Below are 17,555 nucleotides of genomic sequence, written 5' to 3'. Positions count from 1 at the left end.
ATTCGCGCTCTATTCCCTGTGAACCATAGGGAAGGAAAGCGGATGTCCGTGTCACTGCAGGTAATCTACCCAATCAGCGAAGACACAACCTTCGATTATGGCTACTATAGCCAAACCCATATGAAACTAGTGGCAAAACACATGGGGCCGCATATCGATAAAACGCTTGTCACCAAGGGGGTTGCAGGTGGGCCAGATCTTCCGCCACCCTTCCATGCAATTGCCACCATCATCTTTGCCGACCAGACGGCACTGGCTGCTGCGCTCAAGGTCTCTGGGCCGGTGATGGCAGACCTGCCAAATTTCACCAATGTTCAGCCCCAGATTTTGATCGGTGATGTGATTGGTTGACCTCTGGCCGCGCGCATATCGCCGTTCAAGGATCAATAGCGCGACCGGTCCCGCCGTCGATCAGCTGCCAAGGAACAGGACAGCCACAGCGAAATAGGCCAGGCTGAAAGCCGCAAACAGGATGTTTTGGCGCCAGAACCGCAGGCCAAGCGGATCTTTCAGGGTGATCCAGTCAAGAAAGCTCTCGCGGAACTGACGCGACAGCCACAAAAGCAGCAGAAAAGCAGCCAGATATCCGGCCAGCCAGGTCAAAAACGCCGTCGCCTCAGGCTCTGTCGGCACCGGTTCCACCGGCTACCACATGGTCGCGGCAGCGCGCGCGCCCCAGGCTTGGTCGTAGTCTTGGCCACCCTCTTCGCCTGCGGTCTGTTCGGCCAGGATTTCGCCCATGCTGGGCAGGCCTGCGCTTTCATCACCCGCGCTCCAGGTACCCGCCCGCATCAGGGCGCGGGCGCATTGGCTGTAAATCTCATCAATCGTGATCACAATCACCGTGGCAGGCTGTTTGCCGCCGCGATCAAAGCGGGCGCGCAGACCGGCATCCGCAGTGACCTGCGCGGTGCCATTGATACGCACCACATTGTTTGATCCCGGCACCAGAAACATCACTGAAACCCGGCCATCCTGGACGATATTGCGTAGCGAATCCAGCCGGTTATTGCCGCGCCAATCCGGCAGCGCCAGGGTGCCTGGATCCAGTTCCTGCACCACCGGGCCATCATCGCCGCGCGGGCTGTCATCGGTTCCTGCGGGCCCCACCGTTGTCAGCATGCACAGCCGCGAGGCCGCGATCCATTTGCGATATAGCGGCGTCATCCGCCGCGCGACCTTGCGCAGCGAAGCCGCGCCTGGTTTCCCGTAAAGCGCTTCCAGATCTGCTATGCTGTCAATGTACTGCATCGGGATCAAATCCTACCTCTCGCATTAGCGCATTAGATTTTGCCTCAACCCGGGTTTCAAGAACCTCCATGAAGGCCTTGCGGTCCATGCCCGCCGCGATCGGATCGAGGAACTCAACCACGGCGACACCGGGCTTGCGCAGAATGCCCGTACGAGGCCAGAGCACACCGACATTGGTGGCAACAGGTACGCAGGGCTGGCCCAGCTGTTCGTACAGAACCCCGGTGCCCACCTTGTAGTCGGCCTTGACGCCCGGTGCGACGCGGGTGCCCTGGGAATAGATGATCAACTGGCCGGCCTCTTGATGGCCCGTCTTGACGTCCTGCACCATCTTGTCGATGGCCGCGCCGCGTTTGCCGCGATCCACCGCCACACAGTCAAGCAGCTTGGCATATTGGCCAATCACCGGCGTGCGCAGAATTTCCTTCTTCATGATGAACTTGGCCCTCGGCAGGGCGGCGAAAATCATCATGATATCAAGAAAGGACTGGTGTTTGGCCGCGATCAGCACTTCACCTTGTGGCGGCGTGCCGCGGACCTCGCAGCGGATGCCGACCATGACACGCGCGGTCCAGAACACCCAGTGCGAATAGCTTTTGCAGCAGGCCCGCGCGCCGCGTTTGCTGAAAATCGCCCAGGGGGCAAAGACCAAACCAAAGATCGGCATCATCAGATAGATCTGAAAGACAAACAGAAATGACCGAAGCCACTGAATTGCAAATCTCACGCTAAATCTCCCAAACGTTTCTTGGCGGCGCGACTGGTCGCGACAAAGGCCACCAAAGCCCCCAGCGGCGGGATCAGCAGCGGCAGGCCCCAGGTCCAGCCCTGAAAGCCAAGGCCCGTCAGGAAACCGCCTTCATTCGAGGCGGCCGGCATCAGCCAGACACCAATCATCCCCAGGGCCATGCCAGCCGCAGCACCGCCCAGGGCACGCAGGGTAAAGCGGCGGATAAAGGCATGGGCGATATAACTGTCCAGGGCGCCCACCAGGCGCAGCACCTCGATCACCTGGGCATTGGCTGCCAGGGCCGCATTGGCTGCCAGGGTGATCATCGCCGCCGTCGCCCCCGCAATCAGCAGGATCGCAACTGTCCCCAGACGCCGCAGCGCCCGCGCAGCGTCCACCAGAGGGGCGCGCCAGCGGGTGTGATCGTCCAGCACCGCGCCGGGGACTTCGGCCTGCAGACGCAGGCGCAGCCCGGTGCCATCATAGCCCGGATCATCTTCGATCACCTCAATCAGTTGCGGCACCGGCAGGCCGTCAAGCACCAGCGAAGACCCGAACCAGGGGGCCAACAGCGCGGCCTGTTCCGCGTCACTCAGGGCGCGGGCCGAGGCCACACCGGGGGTTTGCTGCAAAATCGTCAACGCCGCCTCGGTTTGCGCCAGACGTTGTTCGGCAGGTGCATTGATGCGAAGGGTTGCCGCCCGGGCCAGCTCATCCGCCCAGCGGGTGGCCAACCGCCCCGAGGCAAGCGACAGCGCCAGGGCAAAAACCGCCAGAAAGGCCATCGCCCCGGCCACAAACAGCGTCAACTGCGCGGTGAAACCGCTTGGTGGCACCACCCGATCGGCCTGGGCATCGCCCATAATCAACTTGCGCAGGCGTCCTTCGCTCATAGGTCTGCCCCCGCTTGGTGCAATTGTTTGGCTGAAATCCGCAGCACGCGGGCCTGCACCTGTTTCTTGGCGGCCCGGATCAGCGACATATCATGGGTCGCCACCAGGATGGTCTTGCCCATGCGGTTCAGCTCGACCAGCAGCTGCAGCAGGCGCTGCGACATGTCCCAATCGACATTGCCCGTGGGTTCATCCGCGATGATCACATCCGGCGACAGAATCACCGAGCGCGCCAGAGCCGCCCGCTGCCGTTCCCCACCGGACAGTTCTGGTGGCAGCGCATCAGCCCGCTGCGACAGGCCAACCCAGGTCAACAGTTCCCGCAGGTTGGCGTCTTCCTGGCTCAGATCCTTACCAGCGACAGTCAGCGGCAGCGCGATGTTTTCGATCACCGACAGATGGTCGAGAAAGCGGCAGTCCTGATGCACCACGCCAACGCGACGGCGCAGATGCGCCATCTGGTCACGATCCAGCCCGCGCACATCCATGTTCATTGCCCGCACCCGCCCCGAGGTCGGCGTCAGAGCCCCATAGCAGAGTTTCAAAAGAGTGGTCTTGCCCGCACCCGATGGCCCGGTCAGGAAATGAAATGATCCAGGTGCCAGCTTTACCGAGACATCGCTCAGCAGCTCCCCGCCACCGTAGTTGTAGCCAACGTTTTCCAGCTCTATCACGACGGTCCCCTGTTTACGCCAGCCAGTTTTGCCTCAGCAGCCCGCCAGTTTCAATGGGCCATGGGGCAAAGCCGCCAAACCAAGCCCCGCAACGCCGGGACAAATCGCAATTCACCCTTTCGCGACAGCCCCGAACTGCCTATTGTTATTTGGAAATACTGCCGACAGTTACCCGGATGCCTCCGGGGCCAAGGAGATCTTTATGCGCCTGACCTGCCCGAATTGCGGTGCCCAGTACGAAGTGCCGGATGACGTCATTCCACCAGAAGGCCGTGATGTGCAGTGCTCCAACTGCGCCGATACCTGGTTTCAGCGTCCTGCCGGTTTTGTGGCTGACACGGATCCCGGCGAGGTAGATCCCACTGCTGCGGCACAAACGCCGCCCCAGCCAGAATCCCAGCCTGATCCAGAGCCCGTGCCAGGCCCAGAGCCTAAAGCCCCGGCAGCAACAAAGGCCGAAGCCCCCGATCAGCCCCCAGCCTCTCACGGGGCTTCTGACGCCAAATACACAGCCCCCGAGACCGAGGAACCAGCAGAGCCCGAAGCCCCGCCTGCGGCAACCACCGCTGCCACGGATGCAGCAGATCCGGCCAGTGATGAGGCCCATGACAAGACCAGTGACGCGGCAGACCCTGCCCCGCAACCGCGCGGCCTTGACCCTGCACTAAGCGACATCCTACGCGAAGAGGCCGAGCGGGAGACCACCCTGCGCGCCGCCGACCAGGGCAAGCCGCGGCCACAACCGCTAGAAACCCAGTCCAATCTGGGGCTGGATGATCTGCCCGAAGACGGTGCAGCCCAGCGGTCCCGGCAAGCGCAGGACCGCATGGCACGTCTGCGCGGCGAAGATCCACGCCGCCTCGCTGCCGAGGCCAGCGGGTTAAAACGCGGCGTTCTGCCCGACATCGAAGAGATCAACTCAACCCTGCGCACTGCAGATACGCCAATGCCGCCGCCAGGCCCGAACGAACACCCCGCGCCACGACGCAAATCGGGATTCACCCGCGGGTTTGCCTTGGTAATCCTGCTCGTCGTGGTGCTGGTCATGACCTATAGCAATGCATCGCAAATCGCCGAGGTCATACCTCAGGCCGACCCCTATTTGAGCAGCTATGTCACTTGGATGGATCAGGCCCGCCTCTGGCTGGATGCCCAGGTCAGCGCGCTGCAACAGCCACAGATCTAAGCCCCCCCTCTGCGCCGAAATCGCTGACGCGCAAAGGGCAAGCCGGGGCTATCAGGCAGTGGGCGTCGCTCGAAGATGGCGCCCAGTTTCGAGCGACATGCAAAATCAAATAAGCAGAGCCAGTCGCGTGACTGCAAATGAACGCGACAAGCCCTAGGCCTGAGGTGAGGCTTGGTCCGTTCAGAACTGTTCCAGCAGGCGCTCAAAATAGCTGCGTTCTTCTTCGCTACGCTCCATCTCGCCCGCCCGGCGACGCAACTCTTTCAACAGATCCCAGGCGCGACGATGGCCGACACCCTCGCCAAACTCTGAATTGCGCTCATCTCCCAACCCCGAGCTGTTGCGGTCGCGACCCAGCGGGTCAGCCTGCGCCGAGGGGGAGGCTGAGCCCTGCCCCTGCCCGGGCTGCTGGTTTTCCGCCAGAGCCTCGCCCAGGGCGCGCAAACCTTCGCGCAGCGCTTCCATGGCTTCGGACTGCTGGTCTATCGCCTCGGCCAAATCCCCCTGGCGCAGCGCATCTTCGGCACCATCCATCGCCCGCCCGGCCCGATCCAGCGCCTCGGCTGTAGCAGCCCCCTCAGAGCCTTGGCCCAGGGGCAGCCCCTGTTGTTGGCGGCGCAGGGCCTCGCGCAGGGCGCGCTGTTGCGCGGCTAGGCTATCGGCACTCTGGCTGCCCGCCTGCCCGCCATTGGGGTCACCGCTGTCGCCCCCACCCTGGCCGCTACCATTCTGGCCCGCACGGTCGCCTGACTGGCCGTCTTGCCCTTGCTGGCCCGCGCCGTTTTCACCGCCCTGACCGCCCTGGTGCTGTTGCCCCCGGCCCTGACCGCCGCTGCGGCCTTCGTTCTGCTGGCTTTCACCGGCCTGGGCATTGGGGTTGAACTGTTCCTGCAAATTGCGAAAGGCCTGATCCGACAGCCCCTGCTGCTGCTGCAGCGTCTCGCCAAGATCTTCCATCGCCTGTTGCCCGTCAGAGCCGCCCTGCCCCTGCTGGTTCTGGCTCATCCGCATGTTTTCCATCATCCGTTGAAACTCTTCAAGGGCCTGCTCAGCCTCGGCCATGCGTCCCTGTTCCATCAGATCCTGGATCCGGTCCATCATCGCCTGGAGGTCCTGCTGGCTAAGCGTGATCGCGTTTTCCGGCGACTCGCCGCCCGCCTCGCCGTCCCGCTGGGCCTGGCGCTGCAACTGGCGCATATAGTCCTGGGTTGCTTCACGCAGTTTTTGCATCAGCTGGGCAATCTCTTCGTCGCTGGCGCCGTCCCGCATTGCCTGGCTCAGGCGTTCTTTTGCCTGCTGCATCCGCGCCAGCGCATCGCCGATATCGCCCTCCTCCAGGCTCTGCGCCAGAGCCCAGAGCGCGGCAGTCGCCTCGTCCCGTTCATCTGTGCTGATCAGGCGGGGCATGGCGACGGTGAGCGAGGCCCGCTGCAGTGCAGCCTCCAGGCGACGCAGAATGGCCCGCATCTGCAAATAGGTTCCCGCCGCGCGAAACAGAGTCTGTGGGCGGTGCGACAGCGCCCGCAACAGCTGCGTCACCCGCAGCGTATTGACGCGCGCCCAGAGGAGATCCCGCCGCTGTTCCGCCACGGCGGCCGCCAATGGATCAAAGAAACGCGGCGCCACCAGCGGCGCGCCCAGCACCGCAGACTGCGAGCTCTGGCCCGCCGCATCCTGCAGCGACATATGAAAGGTCACCGGCAGATTGGCCCAGGGATGGGCGGCAAAATCCTCGATCAACACCTCTTCAAAGGTCTGCCGAGAGCCACTGATCGGCAGGGGCAGGTCGAGCACGATATCTTCGGTATTTTCGGGGTCCGCCACCAGGCCATGGTGACGGGATACCGCCAGCAGATCCAAGGCGATCCGCACCTTTCCACTGGTGACACCATAGTCATCCTGCGCCAGAAACGGCAGCGACAAGGTGCCTTCTTCTGTCAGCTCGGGCAGGCCCATGATAGCAATCTGCGGCGGCTGATCCGGCAGCATCGCAATGGTCCAACTGCGCCCGCCTCGCCCCTGGATTTCCAACCGACCAGAGCGCTGAACCGTCACTGCATGGTCCATCCCGCTGGCGGTCTCTACCGCAGCGGTTTCATCGGGCAATGTCTCTGTATCGGGGGTTTGTAGGTTCTGATTCAGATGCAGCGCCCCCTCGCTGCCATAAAAGCGCAGGGTAATCCGGCTGCCCTCGGGCAGTTCCAGCCGCTCTGCCGCCTGATCATTCAGATAGAGCACAGGCAGGCCGGTATAGCGCGGCGGCTCGATCCAACCCTCCCAGGAGGGACCCGCCGCGCCCAGATCGCCGCCGCCCGGCACCATGGCCGTCAGGCTAACAACCCGCCAGAGCGAGCCAAAGATCAGCGCCATCACCAGCGCAATCAGCGCCACATAGCGCAGCGCAAAGGGGTCAGCGGCGGCAATCCGCAGGTTTGGTGCCGCGGGTTTGGCCGCTGCCGCTGCCTGCGCCATACGCGCCTGATGCGCCTGCCACAGCGCGGTAGCTCCGGCATCTTTCCGGCCAATCGCCTGGGTGTCCAGCAGCGCGCTAACCGGGCGCCCTGGCAGGTTGGCATCCAACCGCTCCAGCGCCTCGTTCCGGTGCGGCCAGCGAAAGCGCCACAGCCCAAAGGCCAGGGCCCCCAGCGCGCCCCCCCCGGCAAGCACAACCGCCATCCAGAAAAGAACCGGAGCAACAAGATCATGCAGGCCAAGCATCAGCACCGCAACTGCCACCATCACAACAGAGGCCAGGGGCCAAAAGGCACGCAGGGCGCGTTCACAAAACATCCCGGCCTGCGTCAGCCAGAGCGGCCATCGCAGGCGATGCAAGCGTGGATCAGCCTTGCCGTGTCGCGCCATCAGAGCTCTGCCTCCCTTGGGCCTTGCCTTAGGTGGCGTCTCTCGCCGGGACATCTGCCCGCGCAGCTACAACCACTCTGGGATGGTATCGCGGTTTATCATTTCGTCAAAGTCCGGACGTGCACGAATAACCGCAAATTGATCCCCATTGACCATAACCTCTGGGATCAGAGGCCGTGAATTATATTCGCTGGCCATCACCGCACCATATGCCCCAGCGCTGCGAAAGGCGATCAAATCCCCGGCCACCAGTGGCGGCATTGTGCGTTGCTTGGCAAAGGTGTCACCACTTTCGCAGACCGGGCCAACAATGTCATAGGCCAGGCTTTCGATCCCCGGCGCCGGTTCAGTCACCGCAACAATATCGTGGTAGGCCTCATACATGGCCGGGCGGATCAGATCATTCATCGCACCATCAATGATCAGAAACTCACGGTCTTCGCCCGATTTCACATAGATCACCCTGCTGACCATCAGCCCAGCATTGCCCGCAATCAGGCGGCCCGGCTCAATCTCTATTTCACAGCCCAGATGCCCGAGGGTCTCCTTGATCAGCTGGCCATATTCGACTGGCAGCGGCGGTGCCTCATTCGAGCGAGTATAGGGAATGCCCAAGCCCCCGCCCAGATCCAGACGACGGATGTCATGGCCATCGGCGCGCAGGCTTTCGGTCAACTCTGCCACCTTTTCATAGGCTTTGCGGAAGGGCTCCAGATCGGTTAGCTGCGACCCAATATGCACGTCGATCCCCACCACCTGCAGCCCCGGCAGACTGGCCGCATGGGCATAAACAGCTCGGGCCCGCGCAATGGGAATGCCAAATTTATTCTCGGATTTTCCGGTGGCAATCTTGGCATGGGTCTTGGCATCCACGTCCGGGTTAACCCGAATGGTGATTGGTGCCACCTGGCCCAGCTCCTGCGCTACGGCGCTGATCACCTCCATCTCCGGTTCGCTCTCGACATTGAACTGGCGAATGCCGCCACTCAGCGCCGTGCGGATTTCCTCGGCCGTTTTGCCAACGCCGGAAAACACGATCTTGTCGCCAGACACCCCAGCCGCCTTGGCGCGCAGATATTCCCCCTGGCTGACCACATCCATCCCTGCACCCGCCTGCGCCAGGGTCTTCAGGATCGCCTGATTGCTGGCCGCCTTCATGGCATAGCACACCAGATGATCCATGCCCGCCAGCGCCTCGTCAAACAGGCGGAAATGGCGCAACAGCGTCGCCGAGGAATAGACATAAAACGGAGTGCCCACAGCAGCCGCAATCTCGGCAACTGGCACATCTTCGGCGTAAAGCGCGCCGTCGCGGTAGAGAAAGTGATCCATAAAAGGCGATTAGACCAAAACAACGATCTGTGGCAACAGATTCCCGCCCCCAGCCTCGCGGGTCAAGGGCCGCTCAGCGGCGGCGCCTGGGCGCCGTTTACCCTTGAGGCGCCTCCTGCAACACAATTGAACTGGCTCTTTGAGGGCAAGCCTGCCCCTCAAAGGCCTCTCAGCAAAGGAAAACACCGCGCGTCAGCGCGGTGCTCGGCCCAACTCTGCGCGGGGCCCGACAGGGCATCAAGTCAGCGGCGGGAGCCTCCGGTCAAACCCGGAGCCCCCGTTCAAAATCGATGCGACACGCCCACCCTGCCATAGCCAGACACCCGTATGCCGGATGTCGTCGGCGCGGCCTGCTCCGCAGCAGGGGACTGGGCATAGGATTGCGGTAGATCACAGGCAGAAAGGCTGGTCACAGAGGCAGCCAAAAGCCCGATCAGCAAACGAGAAGGTGTCATAGGGAACGGGCCTTTTCCGGTTTTTGGTTGCAGTTCAGCGCTCCCCATCGGGGGCAGTCAAGCCAGCTCATTGGCCATCTGTTCAGACTGGTCTCAGGTCCGTCAAAACCCGAGGTAGACATTCAACGGCCCCTTGTGCAGCCCAACAGAGCCGCCGGCATGCACACCGCTGTTAGATACCCCAACGCCCGCATTTAAAGAGGGGCGCATCGGCTCTCCGTCAACGCCGCAGGCGCTCACACTGGCACCCAGGCCGGTGATTGCAATCACGTTGAGCATCCATCTGCGCATTGTCTCGCCTCCAAAACGGCCCGGCTTACCACCAGACAAAATGGCGATCATGGGCCACAAATCAAGGTGGCGCATGATCAAATTCACATCCCCAACACCCAATCAGGCGTCGAGCATTGCCGTCCAGCGGGCCACCTGGGCGCGCACCTGCGCGGGCGCGGTGCCGCCGTAAGACAGGCGCGAGTTTACCGAGTTTTCAACGCCAAGGACAGTAAAGACGTCTGCGGTAATCTGCGCATGGACCCCCTGCATATCCGCGAGGCTCAGATCCGGCAGGTCACAACCGCGCACTTCGGCCATTGCCACCAGGGATCCGGTAACATGATGGGCGTCACGGAACGGCAGGCCCAGCACCCGCACCAGCCAGTCGGCCAGGTCGGTGGCGGTAGAAAAGCCAGAGCCTGCAGCCTCGGCCAGCGCGGCCCGGTTGGCGCTCATGTCTTTGACCATGCCTTCCATCGCCGCCAGCGCCAGCATCCAGTGATCGGCTGCATCAAAAACCTGTTCCTTGTCTTCCTGCATGTCCTTGGAATAGGCAAGCGGCAGGCCTTTCATCACCATCATCAGCGCGGTATTGGCACCAAAAATCCGCCCCACCTTGGCGCGAATCAATTCTGCTGCGTCCGGGTTTTTCTTTTGCGGCATGATGGATGAGCCGGTCGAGAAGCGATCCGACAGGGCAACAAAGCGGAACTGCGCCGAGGACCAGATCACCAGCTCTTCGGCAAAGCGCGACAGGTGAATGGCGCAGATCGACGCACAGGACAGGAACTCAAGCGCGAAATCACGATCAGACACCGCATCCAGCGAATTTGCTGCCGGACGGTCAAAGCCCAGCGCCGCAGCGGTCATCTCGCGATCAATCGGAAAGGAGGTCCCCGCCAGGGCAGCGGCCCCCAAAGGAGATTCGTTCATCCGGACGCGGGCATCACGAACGCGGGACAGATCGCGGCCAAACATCTCCACATAGGCCATCATATGATGGCCCCAGGTCACCGGCTGCGCCACCTGCAGGTGGGTGAACCCGGGCATCGCCCAGTCTGCGCCCGCCTCAGCCTGTGTCAAAAGCGCGCGGATCAGCGCCAGCAGGCCAGTTTCCGCCGCATCCAGTTGATCGCGCACCCAGAGTTTAAAGTCGGTGGCCACCTGGTCATTGCGCGACCGCCCCGTATGCAGACGGCCTGCGGGTTCACCAATCACCTCTTTCAGGCGGGCCTCGACGTTCATGTGGATGTCTTCCAGCGCGGTGGAAAACTGGAATGTGCCAGTCTCGATCTCTGACAAGACCGTGAGCAGGCCTTCCCGAATTGCCTCTGCGTCGTTATCGCTTATAACGCCTGTTGCAGCCAACATCGCTGCGTGGGCCCTGGAGCCAGCAATGTCCTGGGCAGCCATTCGCTTGTCAAACCCGATCGAGGCGTTGATCGCCTCCATTATCGCGTCTGGACCAGCGGCAAAACGGCCGCCCCACATCTGGTTCGAGGCTTGATCTGTCATGGTGGAATCCCGGAGATAATATGCGTCTGTTACGTCATCTTTCCCTTTATATCGCCCTGGGCCTGGGTGCAAATGCGGCATTGGCCGCAGATGTGGCCGAATTGGAGGCCCTGCGCGCCGACAGCCTGAAACGCCTAGTGGTGCATGCCGAACCGCGCGACGTCTCGCAGGCAGAGTTTTTCCTGGAGGATGACGGCGGCATGGCCAGCCTGCAGGATTATAAGGGCAAGGTGGTGCTGCTGAATTTCTGGGCCACCTGGTGTGCCCCCTGCCGCAAGGAAATGCCGCAGTTAGCCGAGCTGCAACAGGAGTTTGGCGGCGCAGACTTTGAGGTTCTGACCATCGCGGCCGGGCGCAACTCTCCTACGGGTATCGTAAAGTTCTTTGATGACAACGGCATCACCAACCTGCCCCGTCATCAAGACCCAAAACAGGCGCTGGCACGCGAAATGGCGGTGGTTGGTCTACCGATCACCGTGCTGTTGAACCGTGAGGGCGAGGAGATAGCGCGCCTGATCGGCGATGCCGAATGGAACTCTGACAGCGCCAAAGCGATTATTGCGGCAATGATTGCCGATCCCGACGACAGCTGAACAGCCGCGAAAACCACGATCAAAATACTGGCCTGGCCCTTTTTGGGGGCCAGTCGCGACACTGGCAAAAACTTTCATTCGACAGATCTTTCACCAGACAGGTCGCTAAAATTTTATATTTAAGCCTCACTTCATCCTTTTGCGCCACAGTCCAGATAAAGCATAGTTTTAGCGGAAGGCACCAGCTCCAGGAGGCAAATAGGTGGTCAGCAAACGGAAAATGAGACGGGCTAACATGGCCGAAGGCTCTGAAGATCCGCTCTCGGCTGCCGTGGTCGCGCGCGATCACAGCACCCTGGACATGGTGGCAGAGGCGGTCAAGCACGACCAATCCATGCTTGCCTTTCAACCGGTCATGCAGGCGATGCCACCGCATGGCGTCGCCTTTTACGAAGGCTATATCCGAGTGTTGGATGCCACAGGGCGGGTGATTCCCGCCCGTGATTTCATGCATGTGGTTCATGACAAGGAAATCGGCCGCGAGCTGGACTGCCTGGCGCTGCAACATGGGCTGCGCGCCTTGATAAAATCACCGCAAATTAGGCTCTCAATCAATATGTCTGCCCGCTCTATCGGCTATAGCCGCTGGTCCAAGGTGCTGGACGCCTTCCTGACGAAAGATAAGACAATTGGCGAACGGTTGGTGCTGGAAATCACCGAGGCCTCGGCCATGAACGCACCAGAGCTGGTGATCGATTTCATGGACCGGATGCAAAAACACGGCATTGCCTTTGCGCTGGATAATTTTGGGGCTGGCACCACCGCCATTGCCCACTTCCGCGAATTCTTCTTTGATGCGGTCAAGATCGACGGCCAATTCATTCGCGGCATCTGTGACAACCACGACAACCAGGCCGTGGTTCGCGCGCTGGTCGGCATAGCCAAGCAGTTCGACATGCTGGTGGTCGCGGAATCGGTCGAAACCCAGCAAGAGGCAGAGTTCCTGATCTCTATTGGGGTCGATTGCCTTCAGGGCTTTCTCTACGGCGCGCCGACGGTTTCGCCGCCCTGGCTGGAAGAGCTGAGAGAACGCAACCGCGCCTGAAGGATTGCACCGCGCTGCCACAGCCCCGGCTCTGGGTGGCTGCGCCACGCCTTTTGCTCTCCTGCCCAGATAACCTAAGCTACGAGGCTGACGCTGCATTGCGGCAAACTGCGTCCCGTCACCTGCCTGCCCCCGCCGAACACTCGGCGGTTTTTCTCATTTACGACATATGCGAGTTGACTCGGCCCCGGCCCCTGGGACACCCTGTCAATTGCTGCAACTGCAGCAAGACGCTATATCTCTCCCGGAGAGGGAGGTGAAAACGTAACGGCCAAGTCATAGGCTGGGGCCGCTGGGCCTGCGTTTTTATCAGATATTTTGATGGCAGAGGACCATAAATAAATGACCAATGTTGTAATTGCATCCGCCGCGCGTACCGCTGTCGGCAGTTTTGGCGGAGCCTTCGCCAATACACCGGCCCATGATCTGGGCCGAGCCGTGCTCGAAGCGGTAGTGGCGCGCGCAGGTGTAGATAAGGCCGAGGTTTCTGAAACCATTCTGGGGCAGGTGCTGACTGCAGCCCAGGGCCAGAACCCGGCCCGCCAGGCCCATATCAACGCTGGCCTACCACAGGAAAGCTCTGCCTGGGGGATCAATCAGGTCTGTGGCTCTGGCCTGCGCGCTGTTGCCCTTGGCGCACAGCATATCCAGCTGGGCGATGCGGCGATTGTCTGTGCCGGTGGCCAGGAAAGCATGACACTGTCGCCCCATGCCGCCCATCTGCGGGCCGGCCATAAAATGGGCGATATGAAATATATCGACACCATGATCCGCGACGGTCTCTGGGATGCCTTCAATGGCTATCACATGGGGCAAACCGCCGAAAATGTTGCTGATCAATGGCAAATCTCGCGCGAGATGCAGGATGAATTCGCCGTCGCCAGCCAGAACAAGGCCGAAGCGGCGCAAAAGGCCGGCAAATTCGCCGATGAAATCACCGCCTTCACCATCAAGACCCGCAAGGGCGAAACTGTCGTCGATCAGGATGAATACATCCGCCACGGCGCCACCATGGAAGCGATGCAAAAACTGCGCCCCGCCTTCGCCAAAGAGGGCTCTGTCACTGCGGCCAATGCCTCGGGGCTGAACGATGGCGCTGCTGCCACCCTGTTGATGAGCGCCGATGACGCCGAAAAGCGCGGCATCGAGCCGCTGGCGCGGATAGCCTCTTATGCGACCGCCGGTCTGGACCCGTCGATCATGGGTGTCGGACCGATATATGCCGCGCGCAAAGCGCTGGACAAGGCCGGCTGGTCGGTGGCTGATCTGGATCTGGTCGAAGCGAACGAAGCCTTTGCCGCCCAGGCCTGTGCCGTGAACAAGGAAATGGGCTGGGATCCAGAGATCGTCAACGTCAACGGCGGCGCAATCGCCATCGGTCACCCCATCGGTGCCTCGGGTTGCCGGGTGCTGAATACGCTGCTGTTTGAAATGAAACGGCGCGGTGCCAAAAAGGGGCTCGCCACCCTGTGCATCGGCGGCGGCATGGGCGTTGCCATGTGCCTGGAGCGCCCATAAGGGCCGTAGATATTGACATAGAACAGGGCGCCGATTTGGCGCCCTTTTTATTATGGGTTGCCTCAGATTGCTCTGCACGATCATAGCCCGACCATGCTTTCGAAAGGAATTTTTTGTTTACTCATGGTTACTTGCTGCAGGTGCGACAATTTATGCGGCAACGCAGATAAATTCACTGCGCAATATTGTTGCGCATCGATCAATCAGAAGATAACAACATTACCAAGAGAACTTTAAACTGGAGGAACACAGAATGGCACGTACTGCACTCGTTACTGGCGGCTCTCGCGGCATTGGCGCAGCAATTTCAAAGGCCCTGCAAGACCAGGGATGCACCGTCGCTGCCACCTATGCCGGCAATGACGAAGCGGCCGCAAAGTTCACCGAAGAAACCGGCATCAAGACTTATAAATGGAATGTTGGCTCCTATGAGGAAAGCCAGGCAGGTATCGCCAAGGTCGAGGCCGATCTCGGGCCCATTGATATTGTGGTTGCCAATGCCGGCATCACCCGCGATGCGCCGTTCCACAAGATGACCCCACAGCAGTGGCAAGAGGTCATCGACACCAACCTGACCGGTGTGTTCAACACCGTACACCCGATCTGGCCGGGCATGCGCGAGCGTAAATTTGGCCGGGTGATTGTGATTTCTTCGATCAATGGTCAAAAGGGCCAGTTTGCCCAGGCGAACTATGCCGCGACCAAGGCCGGTGATCTGGGAATCGTCAAATCCCTGGCCCAGGAAGGTGCGCGGGCTGGCATCACCGCCAATGCAATCTGCCCCGGCTATATCGCCACCGAAATGGTCATGGCAGTGCCGGAAAAAGTGCGCGAATCAATCATCAACCAGATCCCGACAGGTCGCCTGGGCGAACCAGAAGAAATCGCCCGCTGCGTTGCCTTCCTGGCCTCGGACGATTCGGGCTTTATCAATGGCTCCACCATCTCGGCCAACGGCGGTCAGTTCTTCGTCTGATCCCCGGCGCGCCAATTAACGCAGAGCAAGGCCCGCGCCAAGGCTGCACATAAAACAAGGGCCGGTCTTATCGACCGGCCCTTTTGCATCCCGTAAGGACAAACGCGTTTTGCCCAGCGGGAAAACTCGGTGTAAAATCTCTAAGCCAGACCTGCGGCCTTGCCGAGCCGTTTACCAGCGGCCATAGCGCGGCGTAGGCCAAACAGCCAGGACACACCGGAAAACAACGCCTGGCTACGGCTCGCATGGGCCTGCTCCATCGCCTGTTTGATCTCGCTATTTGCAGAATATCCCATCGTTTCGGCCTCCGTTCGGATCAAAATTGTCTATCTGAAACCACTATGGCCTTTTACAGGAAAACTGACAAACGAGACTATTCAACCCTTCGGTTAAGGTTTACTTGTGTGAACATGACAGATCGCCTGCCCCCTCTGACAGCCCTGCGTGCCTTTGATGCGGCCGCGCGCCATATGTCCTTTGCCCAGGCCGCTGCGGAACTGAACGTGACGCCAGCGGCCCTGTCCTTTCAAATCAAATCACTGGAAGAGCACCTGGGCGCGCCACTGTTTCGCCGCCTCAACCGCGCGGTAGAGCTGACCGAAGCGGGTCGCACTCTCGCCCCCGGTGCCGCAGAGGGGTTTAAAACCCTGTCCGCTGCCTGGATGGCCACGACGCGCTTACAGGACAACAGTTCCCTGACCGTGACGGCTGGTCCGGCGCTGACCGCAAAATGGCTGGCGCCCCGGCTCTATGATTTTGCCCGCGCCCACCCCGAAATTGACCTGCGATTTTCCGCAACCCTGCGCAATATGGATCTAGAGCGCGACGATGTTGATGTGGCAATCCGCTTTGGCTATGGCCAGGATGATGGGTTATATTCCGTGCCTGCGCGCAAGGAATGGCTGACGCCGGTAATGTCGCCAGAGCTGGCCGCCCAGTTCCCAACCCCCCAAAGCCTGTTACAGGCGCCGCTGATCTTTGATGATTCCATCGATTTTTTGCAGCCTCCCTGTGACTGGCCCACCTGGTTTCGCGCCTGCGGGATTGACTTTACGCCCCTGCATGGCACCCATTTTTCCAACGCAGATCACGCCATCAATGCCGCGGTTGCCGGCATGGGCGTGACGCTGGGACGCCGTCCGATGATCATCGCCGATCTGCAGGAAGGTCGCCTGGTCGCCCCCTTCAAGGTTGCGATTGAAACCAAGGCCCGGTTCCGCTTTCTTTGCCTGCAGGGGGCGGAAAACCGGCCTCAGATCGCGGCCTTTCGTGATTGGTTCTTGGCAGAGATCGAAAAAACCGCACATATTTCCGATCGCTTCACCGTGATTCCGGTTGAGGACATTCCTGCCTTATGACCCGTTCCAGTGCGACCGCAACGGGGTTCATCGCCGTGCTTCTCTGGGCCTTTCTGGCGCTGCTGACTGTCGGATCTGCGCCGGTGCCACCGCTGTTACTGAATGCGATCTGTTTCACCCTTGGCGGCATCTTGGGGCTGATCTGGACCTTTTGTTCTGGCGGATTGGTGCAGCTGCGCGCCGTTTCTTGGCGGGTCTATGCCTTTGGATCGCTTGGGCTATTTGGCTATCACGCGCTCTACTTTTCCGCCCTGCGCCTAGCACCCGCCGCCGAATCCGGGTTGATTGCCTATCTTTGGCCACTGCTGATCGTGATCTTTTCCGGCTTGCTCCCGGGGGAGCGCCTGCGTCGGGGCCATCTGATTGGCGCCTGCCTCGGCTTTGTCGGGGCGGCGGTGCTGATCACCGGCGGCGCGGGCGGCTTTCAGACTGCCTTCCTGCCCGGCTATCTGCTCGCCTTACTATGTGCCCTGTGCTGGTCTGGCTATTCCGTGCTGTCGCGGCTGGTTGGGGCAGCGCCGACCAGCTCGGTTGCGGTGTTTTGCCTGCTGACCGCGCTGGCCTCCTGGGGGCTGCATTTTGCGCTTGAGGAAACGGTCTGGCCGCAGGCTGTGATGGGCTGGACCTCGGTACTGCTCTTGGGGTTGGGGCCTGTAGGGCTGGCCTTCTATGTCTGGGACATTGGGGTCAAGCAGGGGGATATTCAGCTCTTGGGCACCAGTTCTTATGCGGCGCCACTGCTGTCGACCCTGATACTGGTGCTCGCCGGGGTAGCCGATGCCAGCTGGAGCCTGGCCCTGGCTGCAGTCCTGATCACCGCAGGCGCTGCGATTGCCGCCAAAACTGTCTGAACCGTCAAGGCGCGTGGTGATTGCAGGCCAAGGCCGCTCTCAG

The 17,555-nt window shown here is 61.0% G+C and carries 19 protein-coding genes; 8 read left to right on the top strand and 11 right to left on the bottom strand.

All coding sequences use genetic code 11. From position 1 onward, the window contains the following. Window positions 1-42 precede the first annotated feature (42 nt). Window positions 43-351, top strand: a complete 309-nt coding sequence (locus LRK71_RS10385) for an EthD family reductase (RefSeq protein ID WP_232403195.1) — start codon at window positions 43-45, stop codon at window positions 349-351. A 60-nt stretch (window positions 352-411) separates the two neighbouring features. Here the strand turns inward: LRK71_RS10385 and LRK71_RS10380 are convergent, their stop codons facing one another. The 5 genes from LRK71_RS10380 to LRK71_RS10360 are packed head-to-tail and all read right to left on the bottom strand — an operon-like array spanning window position 412 to window position 3,548. Then, a complete protein-coding gene (locus LRK71_RS10380; RefSeq protein ID WP_232403192.1) occupies window positions 412-633 on the bottom strand; it encodes a hypothetical protein in 222 nt (73 codons plus the stop codon). A 12-nt stretch (window positions 634-645) separates the two neighbouring features. Further along, complete coding sequence (locus LRK71_RS10375; protein WP_232403191.1) at window positions 646-1,251, bottom strand: pyridoxamine 5'-phosphate oxidase family protein; 606 nt, start codon at window positions 1,249-1,251, stop codon at window positions 646-648. Then, window positions 1,238-1,978: a lysophospholipid acyltransferase family protein gene (locus LRK71_RS10370; RefSeq protein ID WP_232403190.1), complete on the bottom strand. Its 741-nt coding sequence runs from the start codon at window positions 1,976-1,978 to the stop codon at window positions 1,238-1,240. The genes LRK71_RS10375 and LRK71_RS10370 overlap by 14 nt, the downstream gene beginning before the upstream one ends. After that, window positions 1,975-2,874 (bottom strand): cell division protein FtsX, encoded by a 900-nt coding sequence (locus tag LRK71_RS10365; protein ID WP_232403189.1) that lies wholly within the window; start codon window positions 2,872-2,874, stop codon window positions 1,975-1,977. The genes LRK71_RS10370 and LRK71_RS10365 overlap by 4 nt, the downstream gene beginning before the upstream one ends. Continuing rightward, window positions 2,871-3,548, bottom strand: a complete 678-nt coding sequence (locus tag LRK71_RS10360; protein ID WP_232403188.1) for a cell division ATP-binding protein FtsE — start codon at window positions 3,546-3,548, stop codon at window positions 2,871-2,873. Before LRK71_RS10360 ends, LRK71_RS10365 begins: the two co-directional genes overlap by 4 nt. 202 nt (window positions 3,549-3,750) lie before the next feature. On the opposite strand from LRK71_RS10360, the gene LRK71_RS10355 reads away from it, so the two are divergent. Continuing rightward, entirely contained in the window at window positions 3,751-4,734 is a 984-nt protein-coding gene (locus LRK71_RS10355; protein ID WP_232403180.1) for a zinc-ribbon domain-containing protein, read from the top strand. A 180-nt stretch (window positions 4,735-4,914) separates the two neighbouring features. Here the strand turns inward: LRK71_RS10355 and LRK71_RS10350 are convergent, their stop codons facing one another. The 5 genes from LRK71_RS10350 to argH form a co-directional block, all read right to left on the bottom strand. Next, window positions 4,915-7,596, bottom strand: a complete 2,682-nt coding sequence (locus LRK71_RS10350; protein WP_232403178.1) for a TIGR02302 family protein — start codon at window positions 7,594-7,596, stop codon at window positions 4,915-4,917. 66 nt (window positions 7,597-7,662) lie between these two features. After that, on the bottom strand, window positions 7,663-8,928 hold the full coding sequence (lysA, locus tag LRK71_RS10345) for a diaminopimelate decarboxylase (RefSeq protein WP_232403176.1): 1,266 nt from the start codon (window positions 8,926-8,928) through the stop codon (window positions 7,663-7,665). A gap of 281 nt (window positions 8,929-9,209) precedes the next feature. Next, a complete protein-coding gene (locus LRK71_RS10340) occupies window positions 9,210-9,383 on the bottom strand; it encodes a hypothetical protein (RefSeq protein ID WP_232403174.1) in 174 nt (57 codons plus the stop codon). A gap of 102 nt (window positions 9,384-9,485) precedes the next feature. After that, entirely contained in the window at window positions 9,486-9,674 is a 189-nt protein-coding gene (locus tag LRK71_RS10335; protein WP_232403172.1) for a hypothetical protein, read from the bottom strand. Window positions 9,675-9,776: 102 nt separating this feature from the next. Beyond that, a complete protein-coding gene (gene argH, locus LRK71_RS10330) occupies window positions 9,777-11,171 on the bottom strand; it encodes an argininosuccinate lyase (protein ID WP_232403170.1) in 1,395 nt (464 codons plus the stop codon). Between the two features lie 20 nt (window positions 11,172-11,191). On the opposite strand from argH, the gene LRK71_RS10325 reads away from it, so the two are divergent. The 4 genes from LRK71_RS10325 to phbB all read left to right on the top strand — a co-directional run bounded on the left by LRK71_RS10325 (window position 11,192) and on the right by phbB (window position 15,303). Then, window positions 11,192-11,764 carry a TlpA disulfide reductase family protein gene (locus LRK71_RS10325; RefSeq protein ID WP_232403168.1) on the top strand — a complete coding sequence of 191 codons (573 nt, stop codon included), beginning with the start codon at window positions 11,192-11,194 and terminating at the stop codon, window positions 11,762-11,764. A 220-nt stretch (window positions 11,765-11,984) separates the two neighbouring features. Then, a complete protein-coding gene (locus LRK71_RS10320; protein WP_232403167.1) occupies window positions 11,985-12,809 on the top strand; it encodes an EAL domain-containing protein in 825 nt (274 codons plus the stop codon). A 342-nt stretch (window positions 12,810-13,151) separates the two neighbouring features. After that, window positions 13,152-14,327: an acetyl-CoA C-acetyltransferase gene (locus LRK71_RS10315; RefSeq protein ID WP_232403166.1), complete on the top strand. Its 1,176-nt coding sequence runs from the start codon at window positions 13,152-13,154 to the stop codon at window positions 14,325-14,327. 253 nt (window positions 14,328-14,580) lie between these two features. Beyond that, window positions 14,581-15,303 carry an acetoacetyl-CoA reductase gene (gene phbB / locus LRK71_RS10310; protein ID WP_232403165.1) on the top strand — a complete coding sequence of 241 codons (723 nt, stop codon included), beginning with the start codon at window positions 14,581-14,583 and terminating at the stop codon, window positions 15,301-15,303. A gap of 140 nt (window positions 15,304-15,443) precedes the next feature. Here the strand turns inward: phbB and LRK71_RS10305 are convergent, their stop codons facing one another. Further along, on the bottom strand, window positions 15,444-15,599 hold the full coding sequence (locus tag LRK71_RS10305) for a hypothetical protein (RefSeq protein ID WP_232403164.1): 156 nt from the start codon (window positions 15,597-15,599) through the stop codon (window positions 15,444-15,446). A gap of 114 nt (window positions 15,600-15,713) precedes the next feature. Here LRK71_RS10305 and LRK71_RS10300 point away from each other — a divergent pair, with 114 nt between their 5' ends. Beyond that, entirely contained in the window at window positions 15,714-16,661 is a 948-nt protein-coding gene (locus LRK71_RS10300) for a transcriptional regulator GcvA (protein WP_232403441.1), read from the top strand. After that, a complete protein-coding gene (yddG, locus tag LRK71_RS10295; RefSeq protein WP_232403163.1) occupies window positions 16,658-17,512 on the top strand; it encodes an aromatic amino acid exporter YddG in 855 nt (284 codons plus the stop codon). The genes LRK71_RS10300 and yddG overlap by 4 nt, the downstream gene beginning before the upstream one ends. The last annotated feature ends 43 nt before the right edge of the window (window positions 17,513-17,555 follow it).

It is taken from the genome of Pseudophaeobacter flagellatus (assembly GCF_021228235.1).
Lineage (GTDB): Bacteria > Pseudomonadota > Alphaproteobacteria > Rhodobacterales > Rhodobacteraceae > Pseudophaeobacter > Pseudophaeobacter flagellatus.
The sequence above is the reverse complement of the archived record's forward strand: the minus strand, read 5'-3'. Positions and strand labels throughout refer to the sequence as shown.

Bases quoted from the DNA above. Each gene is read 5' to 3' on its own strand.
- lysA (WP_232403176.1), bottom strand. From the start codon at position 8,928: ATGGATCACTTTCTCTACCGCGACGGCGCGCTTTACGCCGAAGATGTG.
- argH (WP_232403170.1), bottom strand. From the start codon at position 11,171: ATGACAGATCAAGCCTCGAACCAGATGTGGGGCGGCCGTTTTGCCGCT.
- LRK71_RS10350 (WP_232403178.1), bottom strand. From the start codon at position 7,596: ATGGCGCGACACGGCAAGGCTGATCCACGCTTGCATCGCCTGCGATGG.
- LRK71_RS10375 (WP_232403191.1), bottom strand. From the start codon at position 1,251: ATGCAGTACATTGACAGCATAGCAGATCTGGAAGCGCTTTACGGGAAA.
- LRK71_RS10365 (WP_232403189.1), bottom strand. From the start codon at position 2,874: ATGAGCGAAGGACGCCTGCGCAAGTTGATTATGGGCGATGCCCAGGCC.
- LRK71_RS10320 (WP_232403167.1), top strand. From the start codon at position 11,985: ATGAGACGGGCTAACATGGCCGAAGGCTCTGAAGATCCGCTCTCGGCT.
- LRK71_RS10315 (WP_232403166.1), top strand. From the start codon at position 13,152: ATGACCAATGTTGTAATTGCATCCGCCGCGCGTACCGCTGTCGGCAGT.
- LRK71_RS10300 (WP_232403441.1), top strand. From the start codon at position 15,714: ATGACAGATCGCCTGCCCCCTCTGACAGCCCTGCGTGCCTTTGATGCG.
- LRK71_RS10305 (WP_232403164.1), bottom strand. From the start codon at position 15,599: ATGGGATATTCTGCAAATAGCGAGATCAAACAGGCGATGGAGCAGGCC.
- LRK71_RS10340 (WP_232403174.1), bottom strand. From the start codon at position 9,383: ATGACACCTTCTCGTTTGCTGATCGGGCTTTTGGCTGCCTCTGTGACC.
- LRK71_RS10385 (WP_232403195.1), top strand. From the start codon at position 43: ATGTCCGTGTCACTGCAGGTAATCTACCCAATCAGCGAAGACACAACC.
- LRK71_RS10335 (WP_232403172.1), bottom strand. From the start codon at position 9,674: ATGCGCAGATGGATGCTCAACGTGATTGCAATCACCGGCCTGGGTGCC.
- LRK71_RS10325 (WP_232403168.1), top strand. From the start codon at position 11,192: ATGCGTCTGTTACGTCATCTTTCCCTTTATATCGCCCTGGGCCTGGGT.
- yddG (WP_232403163.1), top strand. From the start codon at position 16,658: ATGACCCGTTCCAGTGCGACCGCAACGGGGTTCATCGCCGTGCTTCTC.
- LRK71_RS10355 (WP_232403180.1), top strand. From the start codon at position 3,751: ATGCGCCTGACCTGCCCGAATTGCGGTGCCCAGTACGAAGTGCCGGAT.
- phbB (WP_232403165.1), top strand. From the start codon at position 14,581: ATGGCACGTACTGCACTCGTTACTGGCGGCTCTCGCGGCATTGGCGCA.